Source organism: Acinetobacter sp. YH12236 (genome assembly GCF_013417645.1).
Lineage (GTDB): Bacteria > Pseudomonadota > Gammaproteobacteria > Pseudomonadales > Moraxellaceae > Acinetobacter.
Genome location: NZ_VPDM01000047.1, coordinates 1 through 17,543 on the forward strand (window position 1 = coordinate 1; position 17,543 = coordinate 17,543).

At 40.7% G+C, this 17,543-nt stretch carries 14 protein-coding genes and 1 rRNA gene; 1 reads left to right on the forward strand and 14 read right to left on the reverse strand.

Going from position 1 to position 17,543, the window contains the following annotated elements; all coding sequences use genetic code 11:
* Positions 1-149 precede the first annotated feature (149 nt).
* The 6 genes from FTV14_RS14575 to FTV14_RS14600 form a co-directional block, all read right to left on the reverse strand.
* Positions 150-2,075: a hypothetical protein gene (locus tag FTV14_RS14575; protein ID WP_180003090.1), complete on the reverse strand. Its 1,926-nt coding sequence runs from the start codon at positions 2,073-2,075 to the stop codon at positions 150-152.
* A gap of 21 nt (positions 2,076-2,096) precedes the next feature.
* On the reverse strand, positions 2,097-3,326 hold the full coding sequence (gene filE / locus FTV14_RS14580; RefSeq protein ID WP_180054082.1) for a putative pilus assembly protein FilE: 1,230 nt from the start codon (positions 3,324-3,326) through the stop codon (positions 2,097-2,099).
* Between the two features lie 7 nt (positions 3,327-3,333).
* Positions 3,334-4,998, reverse strand: coding sequence for an OmpP1/FadL family transporter (locus FTV14_RS14585; protein ID WP_005234148.1), 1,665 nt, complete (start codon positions 4,996-4,998; stop codon positions 3,334-3,336).
* Between the two features lie 12 nt (positions 4,999-5,010).
* Complete coding sequence (locus tag FTV14_RS14590) at positions 5,011-6,264, reverse strand: hypothetical protein (protein WP_180054083.1); 1,254 nt, start codon at positions 6,262-6,264, stop codon at positions 5,011-5,013.
* A 38-nt stretch (positions 6,265-6,302) separates the two neighbouring features.
* On the reverse strand, positions 6,303-7,136 hold the full coding sequence (locus tag FTV14_RS14595; RefSeq protein ID WP_180054084.1) for a C39 family peptidase: 834 nt from the start codon (positions 7,134-7,136) through the stop codon (positions 6,303-6,305).
* 190 nt (positions 7,137-7,326) lie between these two features.
* The gene (locus FTV14_RS14600; RefSeq protein WP_180054085.1) at positions 7,327-8,457 is read right to left on the reverse strand and encodes a DUF6160 family protein; all 1,131 of its coding nucleotides are present in this window, start codon (positions 8,455-8,457) and stop codon (positions 7,327-7,329) included.
* Positions 8,458-8,718: 261 nt separating this feature from the next.
* Between FTV14_RS14600 and FTV14_RS14605 the strand changes: the two genes are divergently transcribed.
* The gene (locus tag FTV14_RS14605) at positions 8,719-10,050 is read left to right on the forward strand and encodes an anthranilate synthase component I family protein (RefSeq protein WP_180012442.1); all 1,332 of its coding nucleotides are present in this window, start codon (positions 8,719-8,721) and stop codon (positions 10,048-10,050) included.
* Between the two features lie 126 nt (positions 10,051-10,176).
* Here the strand turns inward: FTV14_RS14605 and hisC are convergent, their stop codons facing one another.
* The 8 genes from hisC to rrf form a co-directional block, all read right to left on the reverse strand.
* Positions 10,177-11,268 (reverse strand): histidinol-phosphate transaminase, encoded by a 1,092-nt coding sequence (gene hisC / locus FTV14_RS14610; RefSeq protein WP_180047903.1) that lies wholly within the window; start codon positions 11,266-11,268, stop codon positions 10,177-10,179.
* A gap of 118 nt (positions 11,269-11,386) precedes the next feature.
* Positions 11,387-12,688 (reverse strand): histidinol dehydrogenase, encoded by a 1,302-nt coding sequence (gene hisD / locus FTV14_RS14615; protein WP_180054086.1) that lies wholly within the window; start codon positions 12,686-12,688, stop codon positions 11,387-11,389.
* A gap of 187 nt (positions 12,689-12,875) precedes the next feature.
* The gene (hisG, locus tag FTV14_RS14620) at positions 12,876-13,577 is read right to left on the reverse strand and encodes an ATP phosphoribosyltransferase (RefSeq protein WP_005234128.1); all 702 of its coding nucleotides are present in this window, start codon (positions 13,575-13,577) and stop codon (positions 12,876-12,878) included.
* The gene (gene murA, locus FTV14_RS14625; RefSeq protein ID WP_159124271.1) at positions 13,577-14,833 is read right to left on the reverse strand and encodes a UDP-N-acetylglucosamine 1-carboxyvinyltransferase; all 1,257 of its coding nucleotides are present in this window, start codon (positions 14,831-14,833) and stop codon (positions 13,577-13,579) included. The genes hisG and murA overlap by 1 nt, the downstream gene beginning before the upstream one ends.
* Positions 14,834-14,840: 7 nt before the next feature.
* Positions 14,841-15,092 carry a BolA family iron metabolism protein IbaG gene (gene ibaG / locus FTV14_RS14630; protein ID WP_004783413.1) on the reverse strand — a complete coding sequence of 84 codons (252 nt, stop codon included), beginning with the start codon at positions 15,090-15,092 and terminating at the stop codon, positions 14,841-14,843.
* A gap of 135 nt (positions 15,093-15,227) precedes the next feature.
* The gene (gene hpf / locus FTV14_RS14635) at positions 15,228-15,560 is read right to left on the reverse strand and encodes a ribosome hibernation-promoting factor, HPF/YfiA family (protein ID WP_004783414.1); all 333 of its coding nucleotides are present in this window, start codon (positions 15,558-15,560) and stop codon (positions 15,228-15,230) included.
* A gap of 185 nt (positions 15,561-15,745) precedes the next feature.
* Positions 15,746-17,191 (reverse strand): RNA polymerase factor sigma-54, encoded by a 1,446-nt coding sequence (locus FTV14_RS14640; protein WP_159124272.1) that lies wholly within the window; start codon positions 17,189-17,191, stop codon positions 15,746-15,748.
* A gap of 267 nt (positions 17,192-17,458) precedes the next feature.
* Positions 17,459-17,543: ribosomal RNA gene (rrf, locus tag FTV14_RS14645) — 5S ribosomal RNA — on the reverse strand; the annotation flags it as partial.

Consider the following 17,543-nt stretch of genomic DNA (forward strand, 5'->3'; position numbering starts at 1 on the left):
AGTGAAGGTAGAGAATGTTGAAGAGTACAATCTAAATTTTCAGATAAAGTCATAAAAAAATGAGCGTATTGGCATACACTCATTTTTACTACATTTTTCTAATGTCTGCTTAACTGACTGGCATTACATCATTTGATGGGCTTTTTTCATTATTTGGTTTTGATGCTATAACAATCCGCTAATTTGAATGAAACACTTCCGCCACTTAGCTTGGCCAGATTGGTCTCTTCTGTCGTTTCATCAGTATTATTGTTGTTATAGACTTTCTGGAAGCTGGCATAAGTATTTGCCCAGCCTACACTTTCTCCAGCTGAGTTGGTAAAGCCCACACGACTGGTTCCATTCAGTACATTAGATAAGTTGAGTAATGCCCCACCAATCACAATCTTATCATCTGTATTGGTTGAAGCCTGAATAGTGGAGTTCATACCCACCAGGGCACCATTTAATGAACCAAATACAGGATCAGCGAAGACCAGTCGCATAGATACTGTTTTTTCATCTATAAATGCACGGCCTAAGGTACCGAGACGATATTGTTGAACGCCATTATTGTCTTTAAGTCCAGCCGGTAAGATATCTCCCTGGCAACCATTAATACTATCAGTTGCAAGATTGCTCGCGGACTGCATATTGGTACGCACATCACCATTACTATCAATCACAACACCCACTGTAACAGGGCTAATTGAGTTTTCGCTAAATTTAAACTCCATGTTGCCATACATTGGGAAAATATATTCTTCACCTGGCTCTACATTTTCAGCTGTTCTAAAGACTTGACGATCCAGATAGCTGATCGGGAAAATTTTATAAAGATCAATTGAGCCACTATAGTTGTCATCATCGGCATTAAAACGCCATAAGCCAAGACTGGCACGATCAGCATCGCTGAGTTCAGTCTTACCTGTGGCCATCTTATAAAATGCTTCTTTACCGGCAATCACATAATCGCTCAGCAAACGACCTTGGTAAATTTCTAATGGATTGCTGTTGTTAGCCACATTCATTTTATATGGTGCATTTGATGAAAGCATTCTCGTTGCAGGGCTAATCCAACTGGTTTGCGGTACTGCCGTAATTTGCTGTGGTTTGACTTTACGGATCAATTCCGCATTAATGCCACCCAGAGATCCCAGATTATTGGAGCCCAGTTTTAGCTGAGTGTCACGCCATTGTAGTCCACTGCCAAAGGTATAACCTTGGCGGTCTGTAATCAGGATAAAATGTCCAAATAAATATTTAGTCGTTTTATCTTTAATGTCACATACAGATTTATTACAACCTGCCAGACCATCAGAACCAGTCAAGTTACTGCTAATAATGCCTGAAGTTGAGAACAGAGAAAATTCCGGTTGATATACTGCTGCGCTGGCAATATTGGCCAGTTTTTTTACGACTTCAAAGGCCTGATCATCACTAATTTGGCTAATATCTATAAAAGGTTTAAGGGTTTCTGCCAAATTTGCATCTGTCAGGCTGATATCTTTATTAATTTTGCCCAGATTCTTTCGCATATCTTCTGTGATATACAAGGGCTGTACATCCGTCGGATTATAGATACGGCCTTTTTCCAGTGCCAAGGTCTGCCAGATTTTGACCAGTTTCATCGCCACCTGTACGGTTGGATCTGTCTGTTCGATTCTGGCAATATTACGGCCGGTAATTCCCTTGGCAATATCAAGTACACTTAGTCGGGGTAATTGGCTCGATGTACTGAGGTTCATATATTCAGAGAGCTTGACAGTACCCAATTTGATTTTGGTATCACTAAAACTTTTTAGATAAAATTCAATACTATCTGCTTTTTGACAAGTGCCTGAGGCAACACCATCATTTTGGTCAAATAAAGTAATAAAGGTATTTTCTTTATCACCACTACAATTAAAGTTAAGACCATCAATTGGATATTCAAGCCCCCATTCCAGACAATTCGTTGCAGTAGCAGAGCAGGAACCATTCGTGGTGGCTTCATCATTTTGTTCTGGTATGACATTCGCACTTTCACCTCCGCATCCGCTGAGGGCGGCAAATAAAGCAGTGAAAGCAAATGGATATAATATTTTATTTTTCATCTTATTCTACTCGAATCGTCCTTATCGAATGGCGACTAGTTTTAGTTGTCCATAATTTGTCAGCATCTTGTCTTCAACATCTATGGCTGAAGCGAGTGGGGTCATTAATACATATTGGCTTTGCGCAGGAATCTGAATAATTCCCTGTATCTTCTCATGTTGAATAATATTGGCTTGTGCTTCCTGATTTTTGAAACCGCCTGCTCCTTCTAAAACACAGCCTCGTTTATCCAGAAATACAACAAATGGCCAGTAATAGGCAGGATTATTCTGACGGGAAGCATAAGACTGAATCTGAATATTTTTAATATCAGATTTTAGCTTCACAATTTCATAATCAAACTCATCTGATTTCAGCGGTGCCCGTGGCCACAGATTAATGGATTTACCTGCACTAATCTCTTTCGCATTCTTAACTTTTTTATCTTTAAAACACTGCTTACCTAAGCTTTCTACAGATTCAGGCTGAGAAATACGATAGTAGGTTTGAGCCAGTACAATAGGACCAGAATCTACGACAGGTTGTTGAAACAAGGATTTTATAATCGACTGTCCAACTCCTTTTTCACGCTCAATCGTCTGTACACGTGTTGACCCAATATTTTTATCAACTATCCCTTCAGGCATACTATAGAAACGTTTTTTACCTTCCAGATTAAATTCTTTATTTTCCAGATATTCACTATCCACATATTCCACCCCTTCAACCTGACTGAAACCCTGTTTTTGAACAGGATCAGGTACTGCCTGAATGACAGGTTCAGGGGTTTGAAGCTGTGTCACTGGTGGTAAGTGCTGCGGTAATCTAGACTCAACGTGTTTAGTTGGTTGTACTGGTTGTACTGGTTGTACTGGTTGTACTGGTTGTACTGGTTGTACTGGTTGTACTGGTTGTACTGGTTGTACTGGTTGTACTGGTTGTACTGGTTGTACTGGTTGTACTGGTTGTACTGGTTGTACAACCATATTATTTTTTTGCTCACCTGTTGTCACACTTTTTTCCACCGCCTTTGGCTCGGATTTTTTCAGATCCTGTGCAGTAGATGTAACGGGCGTAGTCAATTTTTTCGGAGTAGTGGCCGCTTGGTTTTTTGTTGTTTCTTTCTGCTCATTATTTTGACGTGGCACAACTAATGGTCGCCCATCGGGCCCAATGATCGTAATAAACTCTCTGGCATTTGTATAAAAAGACCATGGTACCAGACTTAATGCCAGTACCATTTTTATCCCTAAGTTCCCTGTTCTGATCATTTCTTCCTTACCAACGGGTGCGATAGTTCAAACCTAAAATTGTGATCTTGGTATCTGTTTTGACATTCAAGCCTGCATATGGATTCAGTAACAGGTTATTTACCCCGGTCTGGTTCGCTAGGCTACTGGTATTTGCTGGAATATTATCTTTACTGCGTAAGAAACCAATAGATAGATCCAGATCCGTATCTGCGTCAAAACGGTAGCCCACTCCTAAACCAAATAGCTGTGCACCATTAATCGGTACCATAGTATTGCGTTTATCTTTTGGAATGGCACTGGTACGTGGTTCATAGCCAGCACGAAGTTTCAGTCGGTCAGTTGCTGAATACTCTACTCCGATCCCGAAGTTCCATGGCGACTCAAACCTAAGCGGTAATGCAAGTGAAGAATCCGTTACATTGGCAGATAACAGTTTGGCAATCTTCAAGGCAGACAGGGTACGGTCGAACTCAAACTTGAATTGGTCCCAAGCAGCATAATCTGTCCAGCCAATATCAAAATTGACTTGTAGATCTGGCATTACCTTATATTTGATCCCCGCCTGGAAGTGAGCTGGATATTCGAAATCCATGGAAACCAGACCTGATTCACTCGAAGGGATATAATTTGGAAAACCAAGAATTGCAGCCAAAATCTGGCCAGTTGGAGAGGTCATCAGACCTTTAATCATTTCCTGTGGCGCTTTGGCATTATCGATATGATATTTACCTTTTAAGCGCATTTTGGCCGCACTCTGGTAAACCATACCAAAACTGAAATCTTCAGTAGGCTCCCATAGAACACCCAGGTTATAGCTTGGACTTAAATTTTGTTCTAATGAAAGTTGCATTTGGCCAAATTTACCAAATGGGTTCATTCCTTCATCAGCATTACAGATCCCGAGTAACAAGATGTCAGTGATGATGTCAGAATTTTCTTTAAATGGTGTACATACGACTTCATCAATCATACGTAACATGCCAATCAGCTCATTGGGAAAACGTAAATCTGTTTTCATGGCAATGGCTTGATAAGACATCCCGATTGAAGCACCAATCGAAAGCTGGTCGTTGACTTCATAACCAATTGATGGAGATAAATATGTAATCCGCTCTAAAGCAACCTGTTGTCCCATAAAATTGGCCGGATTACCATCCTCATGACCAAAACCTGCCACTAGTGGTGCATAAACGGCAGTTGCATAAGTTGCTTTAGAACCTGGTGGTTTATAAGAGACCCCCATGGTAGGTGCTGCCATCGGGAGGCCTTCACCTAAATCCACCATTTTTTTCAGAATAGGTACGTAGAGACTGACATACTCTACATCACCCTTTACTGGGCCTTTAAAATCTGTACATAAATCAGAAGACACTTCAGGCCCATCATTACAGACCATTGGATCATCTGAATAACCAAAAACGTTATATCCAGCAGGAACAGTAAATTCACGCTGAATATCAAAGTTCGCAACAATAATTTGCTGTTCTGTTTGTAAGCCTTCAATTTTAGCCAATGCAGCCGGGTTAAAGTGAATTGCATTCACTCCTGGCGGATCTGCAGTAACTGCGTTCCCCATAGACAATGCACGCAGGTCAACAGAAAGGTTGGTCCCTAATTGTGCAAAGGTATAACTTGAACAGCCCGCAAGAATAATTCCTGTTAATAACGGGCTAAGTCGAATGTTTTTCATACGACACCCCTATTAACTGAATTTCTTACCGAAACCTAAAATATCAAGTGGGAATGAGAGTCCCAGTGAAACATCTGGTGCATCTTCGGTCAGCCCCAATCCGACCGTACCATTTACAATGGTTTCTGGGGATACACGCACCCCTAAAGAAATCGCAAAAGTCGAGCTAGTCTGATCAGCTGCTGAATAGCTTTCACCCGTGTGATACTTAAATTCTGCACCAGTATTAAAGCTTTGCTGATATGACATGGTCATGGAAACATCATAGTTAAATGAATAAGCGAAACCGAAAGCAAAACCACCACTAATCCCTGGTTCAAACTCTTCAATAATTCGTGTACCGCGACGCTGATCTAAGCCAGATTCCTTAAACCCATAATTTGCAGAAACTGAGGCAAACAGCACCACCGGGTCAATATATTTACGTGTACTCGCCCCTACACCCGCTGAGTAATATCCTTTACCTGCAGCCAGATCTTTTGCTGCATTAATTTCATATGGGCTATCACCTGTTTTAGTCGACAAATTGGCAAATAAAATAAGTGGTAAACGACCTGCTTTTAAAGGGAATGGCTCCCAACGTGCACCTAGACTAATATCCCCTAATCCTGCTGTAGAGGTATCTTTTAATAAATCTGTTTTAGCCACCAAAGGTAAGGAAGCTGTTAAGGTCAGGTTATCTTTCACCCCGTACTGAAAAGTGAAAGTATTGGTCAGGCTATGTGTTGCATTTTCCTGAACACGGAGCTGATACAATTGGCCCTGTGCCATTTCCATATCGAGTTGTGTATCTCGATAATAGGTATAATCAATATCGTAATAGGATGAAATTTCGCCTTGTTTAATAAGTGAGTATTGACGCTCATTTGAAGTAAATACTTCTTCTAGACTTGCTTCCTGAGTAGCATCTCCTTCTTTTTTCTGTAAGGCTTGAGATGCATCTACTGCTTGAGTGGCTGGAGCTTCAACAGGTGCAGCTGTTTCAACAACAGCTTCTTCCTGAACAGTTTCATATCCTCCCAGTTCAGGCTCTGCTACAGCTTCCTCCTGAACTGTTTCATACCCCCCAAGTTCAGGTTCTTCTACAGCTTGAGTTGCTGCTGGTGCAGGCTGAATATCAACGGATGCGGCAGTCTCGACTACTTCTTCCTCAACCGTTTCATACTCACCCAGTTCAGGCTCATCCGCAGCCCATGCTACTCCCATGACCATCTGAATGCTGAGCGCCAAGAATGTCTTGTTCATCCATTTACTGTTCATATCCATTTCACCATTTTTAATTTTTCTATAGCCATCTTTTCGTTTTATTTATTCTTGTAATAAAGTCTGAGAAAATTATATTGATATTCCCCAAATTTTTCTGAATCTACATTACGGTTACGATCCATACGGATAGTCGATGCTTTATCGGCAATTTTATCCATATAGAACTGTGGATACTGCATATCAACTAAAGCATAACGGTTAATGGTTGCATCTTCGACATGACGCATATCCGAATCTTTTAATGCCAAAAAGTTTTTTCGATATTGTTCAGGAACATTAATTAAATATAAAGTATTGTTTTCCCAAATTTCCTTAAATCGCTGTTCATCAAAACTGATATTACCCAGCGCAGGGTCTGCAACATAAACCCGTCCATTTTTATAAGCTTTGTACACGACAAAATGTTTAAATCCTGCATAGGAAATAGGAACAATGGCGGGTTGCCCCTGTTTAACCAGATCTTCAAATTCTCCGCGATAGCCACCACTTTCCAGGCCTAAGGCAGCAACAAAACGCTTCATATCAAGAAGGGAAAAGCTACGACGTTCGATGATTTTATCCGTTTCACCAAATTTCATTAGGCCATTCATGACTTGCTGTTCACCCAGTTGGGTTCCTACATAGCCATTTAATAAAGTCGTAAGTGCTGCCGAACCACAACTATAATCATAAGCCTGACGCACAATTCCCTGAAACTGGTCTAACAGTGCAGGTTTGACTTCCACATGTTCGCGGTGCATACGTACGAAAGAATCATTTCTTGAATCAAGAACTTCAGTATAGTGAACAGCGCCTGGTGGCTGTTTTTTAATATCCAGAGCTTCTTTGGCAGCGTAATACATCAATGCCGAGCCCAATGCAATCTCTAACATATTCTTTTACTTTTCTTATCATTGGCATGATGTGCCTAATTTTTCTTTTTATAGAGTCTTCACTCTACTTCCCTGTAACTAGAAAGATACCTTCTTTTTCAAAAAAATACAGTCTTTTTTTATTTTTTTAGATAGATGTTGTAGTCATAAAAAAAAGCGCGTGTAAACACGCGCTTTTTTACAATGAAATTTAGTGACCGCGAATAGTAATCACTGCACCTGGATGGTAAACACCTTGCTGTCCAGCTGGAGTATAGTAAGTTTGCATGCCTTGAACTTCTATATCACCAATGGATTTTGCATCTGCACTACCTAAGCGAATACCTTGTACTTTCATATCATGCGCACCACTTGTGCTCAGGATTTGTACATAACCTTTCTCGTTATCGCCAGCGCCTGTTGCCCCAAATACACTGATGTCTTGGTTCAGCGTTAAATTAGCAGAGTTTGCATCTGTGACTTTAATTGTATCAAGATGGATCACACCTGCTGCACGGTTTGCAGCATCTGAACCGTCACCGTCACCTTGCTTAGTCGAGTTATCCAAAATACCAAGATTTTGGATGGTTAAGCCACCGATCATGTTTGCATTCAATTTAACCATTGCGCCTTGTGGTGCTGCACCCAATTGGATATTGGCAGACATTGGGCCAGTTTTAACAGACAATCCAGTTAAAATATCATTAACTACACCTGTACCACCACGACGCAGTGCGGTAGGATCATCAGTTCCACTGGCTTGAATACCAATTTTACCAATTTTAATATCTAAACCTGAAACTTGGGCACCAATATTGATGAATGGATTGCCAGCCCCCGCATCAGAGTCAATAGTTAAATCTGCAAGGTTACGTGATGTTAAAAGATAAGCGCCATTATTATCATAGTTTGCACCAATCACAATACCATGACTTTCGTTTGCATCACCAGCGATACCATTACCATAGATAGTAATCGCAGCAGCTCCACCTGTACCACCTAAATTAACAGCTTTACGAACAGAATCATATGTAGCTGTTTGTGTTGGGATATTAACTACAGCACCACCTTGATTCGTTGGTAATGTACCCCTTGTATAAGCAATAGCATTATTTGCATCTAATACTAAGCCATTCATGTTAATTGATGCACTTGTACCCAAACCATCATTGTCATGAATAAATAACTTTTCAATTTCAATTTTAGAGATACCAATACCAATACTAAGACCGTCTTGACCAGTTGTTTCACTTAGAGATGCATCATCCATTGCTTGCATCGCCATTGCGTTTGCACTAAAAGCAACTGAAGCAGCTAAAGCCAATTTTGTGAATTTTTTCATTGTTTACTCTCCCAAGAGTACTATTTTTTTTGGTTGTGAATCACTCAGTGCTGACGTTGTGTTTTTTATTTTCTGACAACGCAAAGCATCTTTCCTTGAGTAATTTTGCTCGCCCACTTAAATTAACGTCGAGTCATATTTTGATCAACTGTTGTTGGTCGCAATATTGAGCTTACCGACAAACGGTATTTGATGATTTAGAAATATTTTTTCCTATTCTTGATATAAAATACCGGGTCATATCGGAATATGCGCTACTGAATGAACGAAGCTCCTTACCATTGTCCTTTAAGTTTTGCATCTCTTCAGCTTAAAGATCTATTGCATGCATTAAGCCCCTTAGATCACCTGGTATATTTAAATAATAATGGGCAGCCTTTTATTGCCTGCTGTGCACAGAAATATTTTATGGTGCAAGATGGGCAACCTCAGTCATTTAAGAGAGTGGATATCGAACAATATCAGGCTAATATAGCTAAACTCATCTTAGAGCTTGAGCAAACTCCAGATATTCAAGCGAATGAATTTTCTGGGGGTTATGTTGGGTTTATTGGCTATGATTACGCTGCTCAACAGCACATCCAATACCCGGAGCGAGCTCAACCTGGCTTATTTATCGGTCAATTTGATTCTTATATCAAGTTCGAAGCTGATCAATGGGTATTTTATAGTCATGATCCGCAAGCAGCAGATATTTTCAATCATCTTCAAAATCTATTAAATCAAGCCTCCATAGCGCCTAAGTTTCAATTAAAAACCCTTTGCAGCCCACGTTGGGACAAATCTCGCTATGCACAGACATTCCAGGATATTCAGGATTATATTCTAGCCGGTGATTGTTACCAGATTAACTTGACCCAGGAATTTACAGCACTGGCTGAAGGTTCATTATTAGAAACTGCACATGCTTTCTGGACATTAACCAATGCGCCATATGCGGGCTATCTTCGTATTGGTGATTTTGAATTATTGAGCTGTTCACCTGAACTGTTTATTGATTTTGAAGCACATCGAAAAATTGTCACCAAACCGATTAAAGGTACCATGCCACGTTTTGCCGATCCGGTGCTTGATGAACAATCCAAACAACGCTTAAAAGACTCAAAGAAGGATCAGGCTGAAAATGTCATGATTGTAGATTTACTACGCAATGACCTCAGTGTTTATGCAGAAACAGGTTCAGTCAAGACACCTAAGTTATTCAATATTGAGTCATTTAACCAAGTACATCATATGGTCAGCGAAGTCGAAGCGACCTTAAAAGAAGGTGTACATCCTTTTGAGGTATTGCTGTATGCACTTCCAGGTGGATCAATTACCGGTGCACCAAAGATTCGCGCCATGCAAATTATTGAAGAGTTAGAAGGTGCTCCACGTGGAGCGTATTGTGGTTCATTAGGTTATTTTAATTTTGATGGAACAGGAAGCTGGAATATTCTGATTCGCTCGATTCAGAAATATCAAGATGAGGTTTCACTTTGGGCTGGTGGCGGAATTACGATTTCTTCTGACTGTGATGCAGAATATCAGGAGTGTTTTGATAAGGTTGAAGCCATGTTGGATTTACTCAATACTTGGTATAAACCCGAATAAATAAAAAAGCGACTCCATAGAGTCTTGAATCTCCCCTACCCCCCTCTTTAACAAAGAGGGGGATTCTCTCTCTTTAAAAAGAAAAAGGTTCCCTCCTTTATCAAAGGAGGGTTAGGGTGGATTTAATTAAGCTAAAATATCATTTTTCAACGTGTCTACTAAACGCTGATTTTGCTCATCTGTACCAATGGTAATACGTAAGAATTGATTGATACGAGGTTTATTAAAGTAACGTACGATAATGCCGCGTTCCCGTAATTCTGCCGCTAACTCACCTGCATCTTTTGATGGTAGTGAAGCAAAAATAAAGTTCGCACTTGATGGCAAGACTTTGAAACCGAGCTCATTCAACTGATTAACCAGTTTTTCACGACTGGCAATGACTTTGGCATTTTGTGCTTCAAAGTATTCCTGATCTTCAAATGAAGCTACCGCAGCCGCAATGGCAAAACGATCCATTGGATAAGAGTTAAAGCTGTTTTTTACCGCTTCAAGCGCTGCAATCAGATGAGGTTGAGCAATCGCGAAACCAACACGTAGGCCTGCTAAAGAGCGGGATTTTGAAGTCGTCTGACAGACTACTAGATTCTCGTATTTATCAATCAAACTCACTGCTGATTCAGCACCAAAATCTACATAGGCTTCATCAATGACGACCACTGAATCAGGATTCGCCTGCAGAATTTCTTCAATGGCAGACAAACTAAGCGCAATACTGGTTGGCGCATTCGGATTGGTGATGATAATGCCGCCATTTGGCTGTTTATAATCATCTACCACAATTTCAAAATTTTCATTCAGTGGCAAGATTTTGGTTTTGACACCAAAGAACTGGCTATAAACCGGATAGAAACTATAGGTAATATCTGGATAAAGCAGTGGCTGTTCCTGAATAAAAAAGGCTTTAAAGATATGTGCTAGAACTTCATCAGAACCGTTACCGACAAAGACATTTTCAGCAGCCACATTTTGTTGTTTAGCTATGGCATGTTTCAATTCAGATGCATCGGGATCTGGATAAAGGCGTAAAACATCTGCGCCATTGGCTAAAACTTTTTGCACCGCTTCCACGACTTTCGGTGATGGTGGATACGGATTTTCATTGGTATTTAATTTTAAAAGGTTTTGAATTTTGGGCTGTTCACCTGGAACGTAAGGCTCTAGCTCACGGACTTCAGGGCTCCAAAAACGCATTTGCTCTATGGTGATATTCGACATTTTCTATTCTCAAATTCCCTCTCCTTTTAGGAGAGGGTTAGGGAGAGGTCAAATAATTCCCCTTACCTAACCTCTCCCGAAGGGAAAGAAATATCTTTTATTTAATATAAGTATTTAATTACTGATAACGGTAGCGTGCTGAACGGGCATGCGCATCCAGATTTTCCTGCTGTGCCAGAACATCTGCAGTTTTCGCAAGGGTTTTCACACCATCTTCAGAACACATAATCAGGCTTGAACGTTTCTGGAAATCATACACACCCAGTGGTGATGAGAAACGTGCTGTACCCGATGTCGGTAATACATGGTTTGGACCTGCACAATAGTCACCAATCGCTTCAGGCGTATAACGTCCCATGAAGATCGCACCGGCATGGCGAATCTCTTCAGCCATTTCTTGAGCTTCATCCAAACACAGCATTAAATGTTCAGGTGCTACTTGGTTAATCAGCTCAATACCTTCAGCACGATCTTTCACAAGCACTAATGCACCACGATTGGCAATTGAAGTGCGGGCAATTTCTGCTTTTGGTAGAGCTAGCAAATGCTCTTCAATTGCTTGTTCTACTTCATTGAGAAGCTGTTCATCAGGCGTAATAAATACAGCTTGAGCAACAGTGTCATGCTCAGCTTGAGATAACAAATCCATCGCTAACCATTTGGCATTGTTCTGCCCTTCTGCATAGACCAGAATTTCTGAAGGACCAGCAATCATGTCGATACCGACCTGACCAAATACTGCACGTTTTGCCGCAGCCACAAAACGGTTACCTGGACCAGTGATTTTATCGACACGTGGAATGGTTTCTGTACCATAGGCCAATGCAGCAACCGCTTGTGCGCCACCAATGGTAAATACACGGTGTACGCCAGCCAGATAGGCAGCAGCCAAGACCAATGGATTCAGTTCACCATTTGGAGCAGGCACCACCATAACAATTTCACCTACACCTGCCACATGTGCAGGAACAGCATTCATTAACACCGAAGATGGATATGAAGCCAAGCCACCTGGTACATAGATCCCTACGCGATCCAATGGCGTCACTTTCTGACCCAAGGTATTACCTAGAGCATCGACATACGTCCAACCATCCTGTTTTTGTGCCTGATGGAATTCGCGAATACGGTTTGCAGCCAATTCTAAGGCTTCACGCACTTCAGTCGTTAAGCCTTCGAAAGCTGCTTTAAGTTGCTCTTGAGTCAGTTCTAAATCTGAAAATTGATGCGCTGGATGTCGATCGAACTGCTGAGTCAATTTAAGAACATGAGCATCACCATGCTGACGTACGTCAGCAATAATTTGGTCTACAGTTTTTAAAAGTTCAGGATCATTCACGGTTTCAAAAGCCAACAAGTCAGCAAACGCCTGCTTGAAGTTTTGATCTTGTGTCGATAAACGTCGCATCAATATACCCATAAGGTTTGAATTCGAAGGCTTTAGTTTACCTGTTTTCAAAGACTTTGTCGGTAGCTAGAACAGACTTGTGCTATGAGTTTTATTGGAAATAGCTTTAGATAAAATTGATGAAAGCATTAGGCTTCTTATCTTTTTGAGCACAAATAAAAAACCGCCCAAAGTGGACGGTCTTTAATACAGCGTAAATTTAAGCTTTTTTCGCCTGTTCGCGTGCTTCAACCGCTTGTTCAAGCTGGGCAAGAATTGGATTCAGCAATGCTTGCTTACGTTTAAAGCTGGCTTTGTTCACAATCAGACGTGAAGAGACTTTGCAGATTTCTTCAAGTGGCTCAAGACCATTGGCACGCAGTGTATTGCCTGTATCGACCACGTCAACAATGTAATCACCTAAACCCACCAATGGTGCAAGTTCCATTGAACCATAAAGCTTGATCACATCAACCTGTTCACCGAGGCTCGCGTAGTATTGACGGGTCAGATTCACGTATTTAGTCGCAATTTTTAAACGGCCTTTCGGACGCTCCATGCCGACTTTACCTGCTGTCATCAATTTGCAGTTGGCAATTTTAAGATCTAATGGTTCATAGACATTTTGCGCGCCATGTTCCATCAACACATCTTTACCTGCTACACCGATATCTGCCGCACCATTCTCAACATAAGTCGGCACATCAGAGGCACGTAAAATCAGGATACGCACCTGTTTATGCGTGGTTGGAAAAATCAGCTTACGTGATTTATCCGGATCTTCCAGCAGGTTAATCCCTGCTGTTTCAAGCAGAGGTAAAGTTTCTTTTAAGATACGGCCCTTGCTTAATGCTAACGTTAAACCATGATCAAAATTGCCCATTACGTCAAAGTTTGGATCATCGTTTCTCATATCACTCATTAACTTACTCGCTTAATTTGGGCACCTAAACCTTGTAACTTTGCTTCGACATCTTCATAACCGCGGTCAATATGATAAATACGGTCAATCAATGTTTCTCCTTCGGCTGCAAGTGCTGCAAGAACTAAAGAGAATGAAGCACGTAAATCTGTTGCCATCACAGGTGCTGCAGAAAGTTTTTCTACACCCGTTACGACAGCATCATTACCTTCGACCTGAATATTGGCTCCCATACGGGCCAATTCAGGAACATGCATAAAACGGTTTTCAAAAATCGTTTCAGAAATTGTGGCAAATCCACGGCCAATAGCATTGACTGCCATTAACTGAGCTTGCATATCTGTTGGGAAATCTGGATGTGGCAAGGTACGGAAGCTCACTGCTTTCGGACGTTTACCCATCATATCCAGTTCAATCCAGTCATCACCACGAGTGACTTCCGCACCCATTTCCTCAAACTTATCCAGTACAGCTTCCATTAAAGCCGGATCTGTATGCGTGGTTTTAACACGTCCACCAGTAATAGCTGCAGCAGCCAGATAAGAACCAGTTTCAATACGGTCGGCCACTACTGCATATTCACAGCCATGCAGGCTTTCTACACCGGTTACCACTAGTGTATCGGTATCCAGACCTTCAATCTTCGCACCCATCTTGATCAGCATTTGGGCAAGATCGGTAATTTCAGGTTCGCGCGCCGCATTACGAATCGTAGTCACACCATCCGCCAATACTGCAGCCATCAGAATATTTTCAGTACCACCCACAGTCACCATATCAAAGACAACTTCACCGCCTTTCAGACGACCATCGACTTTAGCATGGACATAGCCGGCCTCAACCTCAATCTCGGCACCTAAAGCTTCTAGTGCTTTCAAATGCTGATCGACTGGACGAGAACCAATCGCACATCCACCTGGCAGGGATACTTTTGCACTACCGTAGCGCGCCAATAGAGGACCAAGCACCAAAATAGAAGCACGCATGGTTTTTACGAGTTCATAAGGTGCAAACTGGTTATCCAAAGTAGAGGTATCTGCAATAACTGTATCGCCTTCATAACTAATCGTGATCCCAAGACCTGCGATCAGCTTTACCAAGGTATTTACATCTTTTAGATTTGGAACATTTTTAAGTGTGATTGGCGTATCAGCAAGAATCATTGCTGCTAATAATGGAAGCGCTGCATTTTTTGCACCAGAAATACGCACTTCACCGTCGAGCTTAATACCGCCCTGAATTAAGAATTTATCCATTAATTGATTAAGCTCCAAATAAGCTTGCTTTACGCCATTCTTCTTTGGTCAATGCACGAATGGTCACAGCATGCACTGCACCACTGGCAATATGGGAATTGAGAGGAGCATAAACAGCTTGTTGACGTGCAACCGGACGTTTACCTTCAAACTGATCATCCACAATACGGAGATCGAATTTTCCGCCCTGACCACTCACAGCAACATCCGCCTCAGGAAAAGCGGCTTTTAAAATTTCAGCGAGCTGTTCATTATTCATCACAAGACCTCTTATAGGACTAAGGGTGTAAAACGAGTCATTTTACTATAAATGTAAAAAATAATTCATTAGTCACATACATTATATATATAAAAAAAGAGGCTTTTAAAAACCTCTTTTTCCCCATTTGGTCGCTTAAATGGCTAAACTCTGATGATTCAGCTGCATTTCGCGATATCGGTCAATCTGTTTTTTTAATTTTTCCGTCAAAATTTTAATTGAGGTATACATGTCATCAGCATTAGCATGGGCAAAAAACTCAATACCCGGTAAACGGACAATCGCTTCTGCGATATGGTTACTACTGCCTCTTTTTGAGCGCTTATCAATCTGATGATCTTTGGAAAGCTTAACCTGCATGCTGTTCACCTGATCCAGATGTTTGGTCATCTGTGAAAATTTCGTTTTTATAGTTTCTTCAATCGCTGGCGTAATTGATAAATGATGTCCACGAATTGTTATTTGCATAGTTCTATCCCTCACCTTCGTTAGGATCAGAAGAGTCACAGTTAAAAATGAAAAGAATACAATAACTTGCTCAAGCAAAATCGTGATTTAAAGCATTTATTCAGATCATTTTTACCATTCCTCAAAAGAAAAAAAGATTCATTACGATGTCATAATGAATCTCTAGAATAATCAAATTTCAAAAACTAGATCAAGACTTTTCGCTCAGAAGATGAAGGAATATGTAACGATTCACGATATTTCGCGACCGTGCGTCGTGCCACATCAATCCCCTCTTCTTTCAAAAGATTGGCAATTGCATTGTCCGATAAAGGCTTACGTGCATTTTCTTCAGCAATCATTTTCTTAATTTTGGCACGGATTGCAGTAGATGAAGCCTCACCACCAGAAGTCGTTCCCACATGACTCGAGAAGAAGTATTTCAGTTCAAACAAACCACGAGGAGTTAGCATATATTTGTTAGTCGTTACACGAGATACAGTTGATTCATGTAGTTCCACTTCTTCAGCAATATCACGTAAAACCAGAGGCTTCATACCTTCAGGGCCAATTTCTAAAAAACTTTTCTGATGTTCAACAATACAGGTGGCTACTTTCAATAAAGTTTTATGACGTTCATCGATGCTTTTAATAAAGTTTTTCGCTTCCAGCATCTGATTACGCAAATATTGATTATCTTCGCTCTGATCAGCACGACGAATCATATTGGTATAAAAAGAATTTAGTCTCAACTTAGGCATCACATCAGGGTTTAACGTCACCTGCCAGCAGTCATTCTTTTTCATTACCACGACATCGGGGATCTGATAATCAGATTCCTTACTTTCAAACTCCAGTCCCGGATATGGTTTAAGAGTTTTTAGCAAATCAACCGCACAGCGTAATTGTTCCTGATTTAAACCAGTTTGCTTAATGAGTTTTGGTAATTCATTGGTAATCAGCAGCTCATAATGTTGCAGCAATTTAACCGCATCATTACGACAAGGGGTATTAACTGGTAGGCTATCCAGCTGAATCAATAAACACTCAGCTAGATTTCTGGAACCTACTCCAATCGGATCAAGACGCTGAATATGCTTAAGAACAACGAGTACTTCATCCTCTTCGATTTCTTCCTCATAATCCATGGAAGATAAAAGATGTTGTACTGATGCAGTAATTTCGGAAATTTCTGCATCCAGAAAACCCTTTTCATCTAGAGAATCAATAATGCAGTATGCAATCAGCTGATCAATGCGAGAAAAGTGCAGCAAATTAACCTGCTCGAGCATATATTCTTGTAAGCTTTGCTGGCTTTGACGATTGTCTTCGCGCTCTTCGAACTCTGCTGCACCCAGACTTGTAGGTTGATGGGTATAGACATCATCCCAGTCGGTATCTACAGGTAGATCGTCCGGAAGATGGTCTGCATTAAGTTCATTAGTTAAATCCTTTTGACTCGCATCAACAGTAGAAAGACTTTCAACACTGATTTGCTCTTCAACTTTTTCTAACAAAGGATTACTATCAAGTTGTAGCTGGATTTCTTGCTCTAATTCCAGACTGGATAATTGTAATAAGCGGATTGCTTGTTGTAACTGTGGAGTTAATGACAGCGAGTTGGCAATTCGTAATCCCACTGATAGTTTCATATGACCCCCTAATAAAAATCTCGTTTTATAGGCAATTTTCATGCCGTTTTAACTTTTATAACATAGTTTGATAAAAAAACACACAAAACTATAATAATTTCATGAACTTTAACGTCATTTTTATATAATTTTCTAAGCATTATTAATCACTTATTTTTATTAAACAGTAATTAACCAATTTGTAAATTAATATAATTTGACTTAATTTTTTAAATCCCACGCATAAAAAAAGCCCCCTGCGTGAGCAGAGGGCTTTTTGGAATAATGAGCTGGCGATGACTTACTCTCACATGGGAGACCCCACACTACCATCAGCGCTAAGAGGTTTCACTTCTGAGTTCGGGAAGGGATC

Excerpts from the sequence above, each read along its gene's own strand:
- filE (WP_180054082.1), bottom strand. The coding sequence starts at position 3,326 with ATGATCAGAACAGGGAACTTAGGGATAAAAATGGTACTGGCATTAAGT.
- FTV14_RS14575 (WP_180003090.1), bottom strand. The coding sequence starts at position 2,075 with ATGAAAAATAAAATATTATATCCATTTGCTTTCACTGCTTTATTTGCC.
- hpf (WP_004783414.1), bottom strand. The coding sequence starts at position 15,560 with ATGCAAATAACAATTCGTGGACATCATTTATCAATTACGCCAGCGATT.
- FTV14_RS14590 (WP_180054083.1), bottom strand. The coding sequence starts at position 6,264 with ATGGATATGAACAGTAAATGGATGAACAAGACATTCTTGGCGCTCAGC.
- FTV14_RS14585 (WP_005234148.1), bottom strand. The coding sequence starts at position 4,998 with ATGAAAAACATTCGACTTAGCCCGTTATTAACAGGAATTATTCTTGCG.
- FTV14_RS14640 (WP_159124272.1), bottom strand. The coding sequence starts at position 17,191 with ATGAAACTATCAGTGGGATTACGAATTGCCAACTCGCTGTCATTAACT.
- ibaG (WP_004783413.1), bottom strand. The coding sequence starts at position 15,092 with ATGAATAATGAACAGCTCGCTGAAATTTTAAAAGCCGCTTTTCCTGAG.
- hisC (WP_180047903.1), bottom strand. The coding sequence starts at position 11,268 with ATGTCGAATATCACCATAGAGCAAATGCGTTTTTGGAGCCCTGAAGTC.
- FTV14_RS14600 (WP_180054085.1), bottom strand. The coding sequence starts at position 8,457 with ATGAAAAAATTCACAAAATTGGCTTTAGCTGCTTCAGTTGCTTTTAGT.
- hisD (WP_180054086.1), bottom strand. The coding sequence starts at position 12,688 with ATGGGTATATTGATGCGACGTTTATCGACACAAGATCAAAACTTCAAG.
- murA (WP_159124271.1), bottom strand. The coding sequence starts at position 14,833 with ATGGATAAATTCTTAATTCAGGGCGGTATTAAGCTCGACGGTGAAGTG.
- FTV14_RS14605 (WP_180012442.1), top strand. The coding sequence starts at position 8,719 with ATGAACGAAGCTCCTTACCATTGTCCTTTAAGTTTTGCATCTCTTCAG.
- FTV14_RS14595 (WP_180054084.1), bottom strand. The coding sequence starts at position 7,136 with ATGTTAGAGATTGCATTGGGCTCGGCATTGATGTATTACGCTGCCAAA.
- hisG (WP_005234128.1), bottom strand. The coding sequence starts at position 13,577 with ATGAGTGATATGAGAAACGATGATCCAAACTTTGACGTAATGGGCAAT.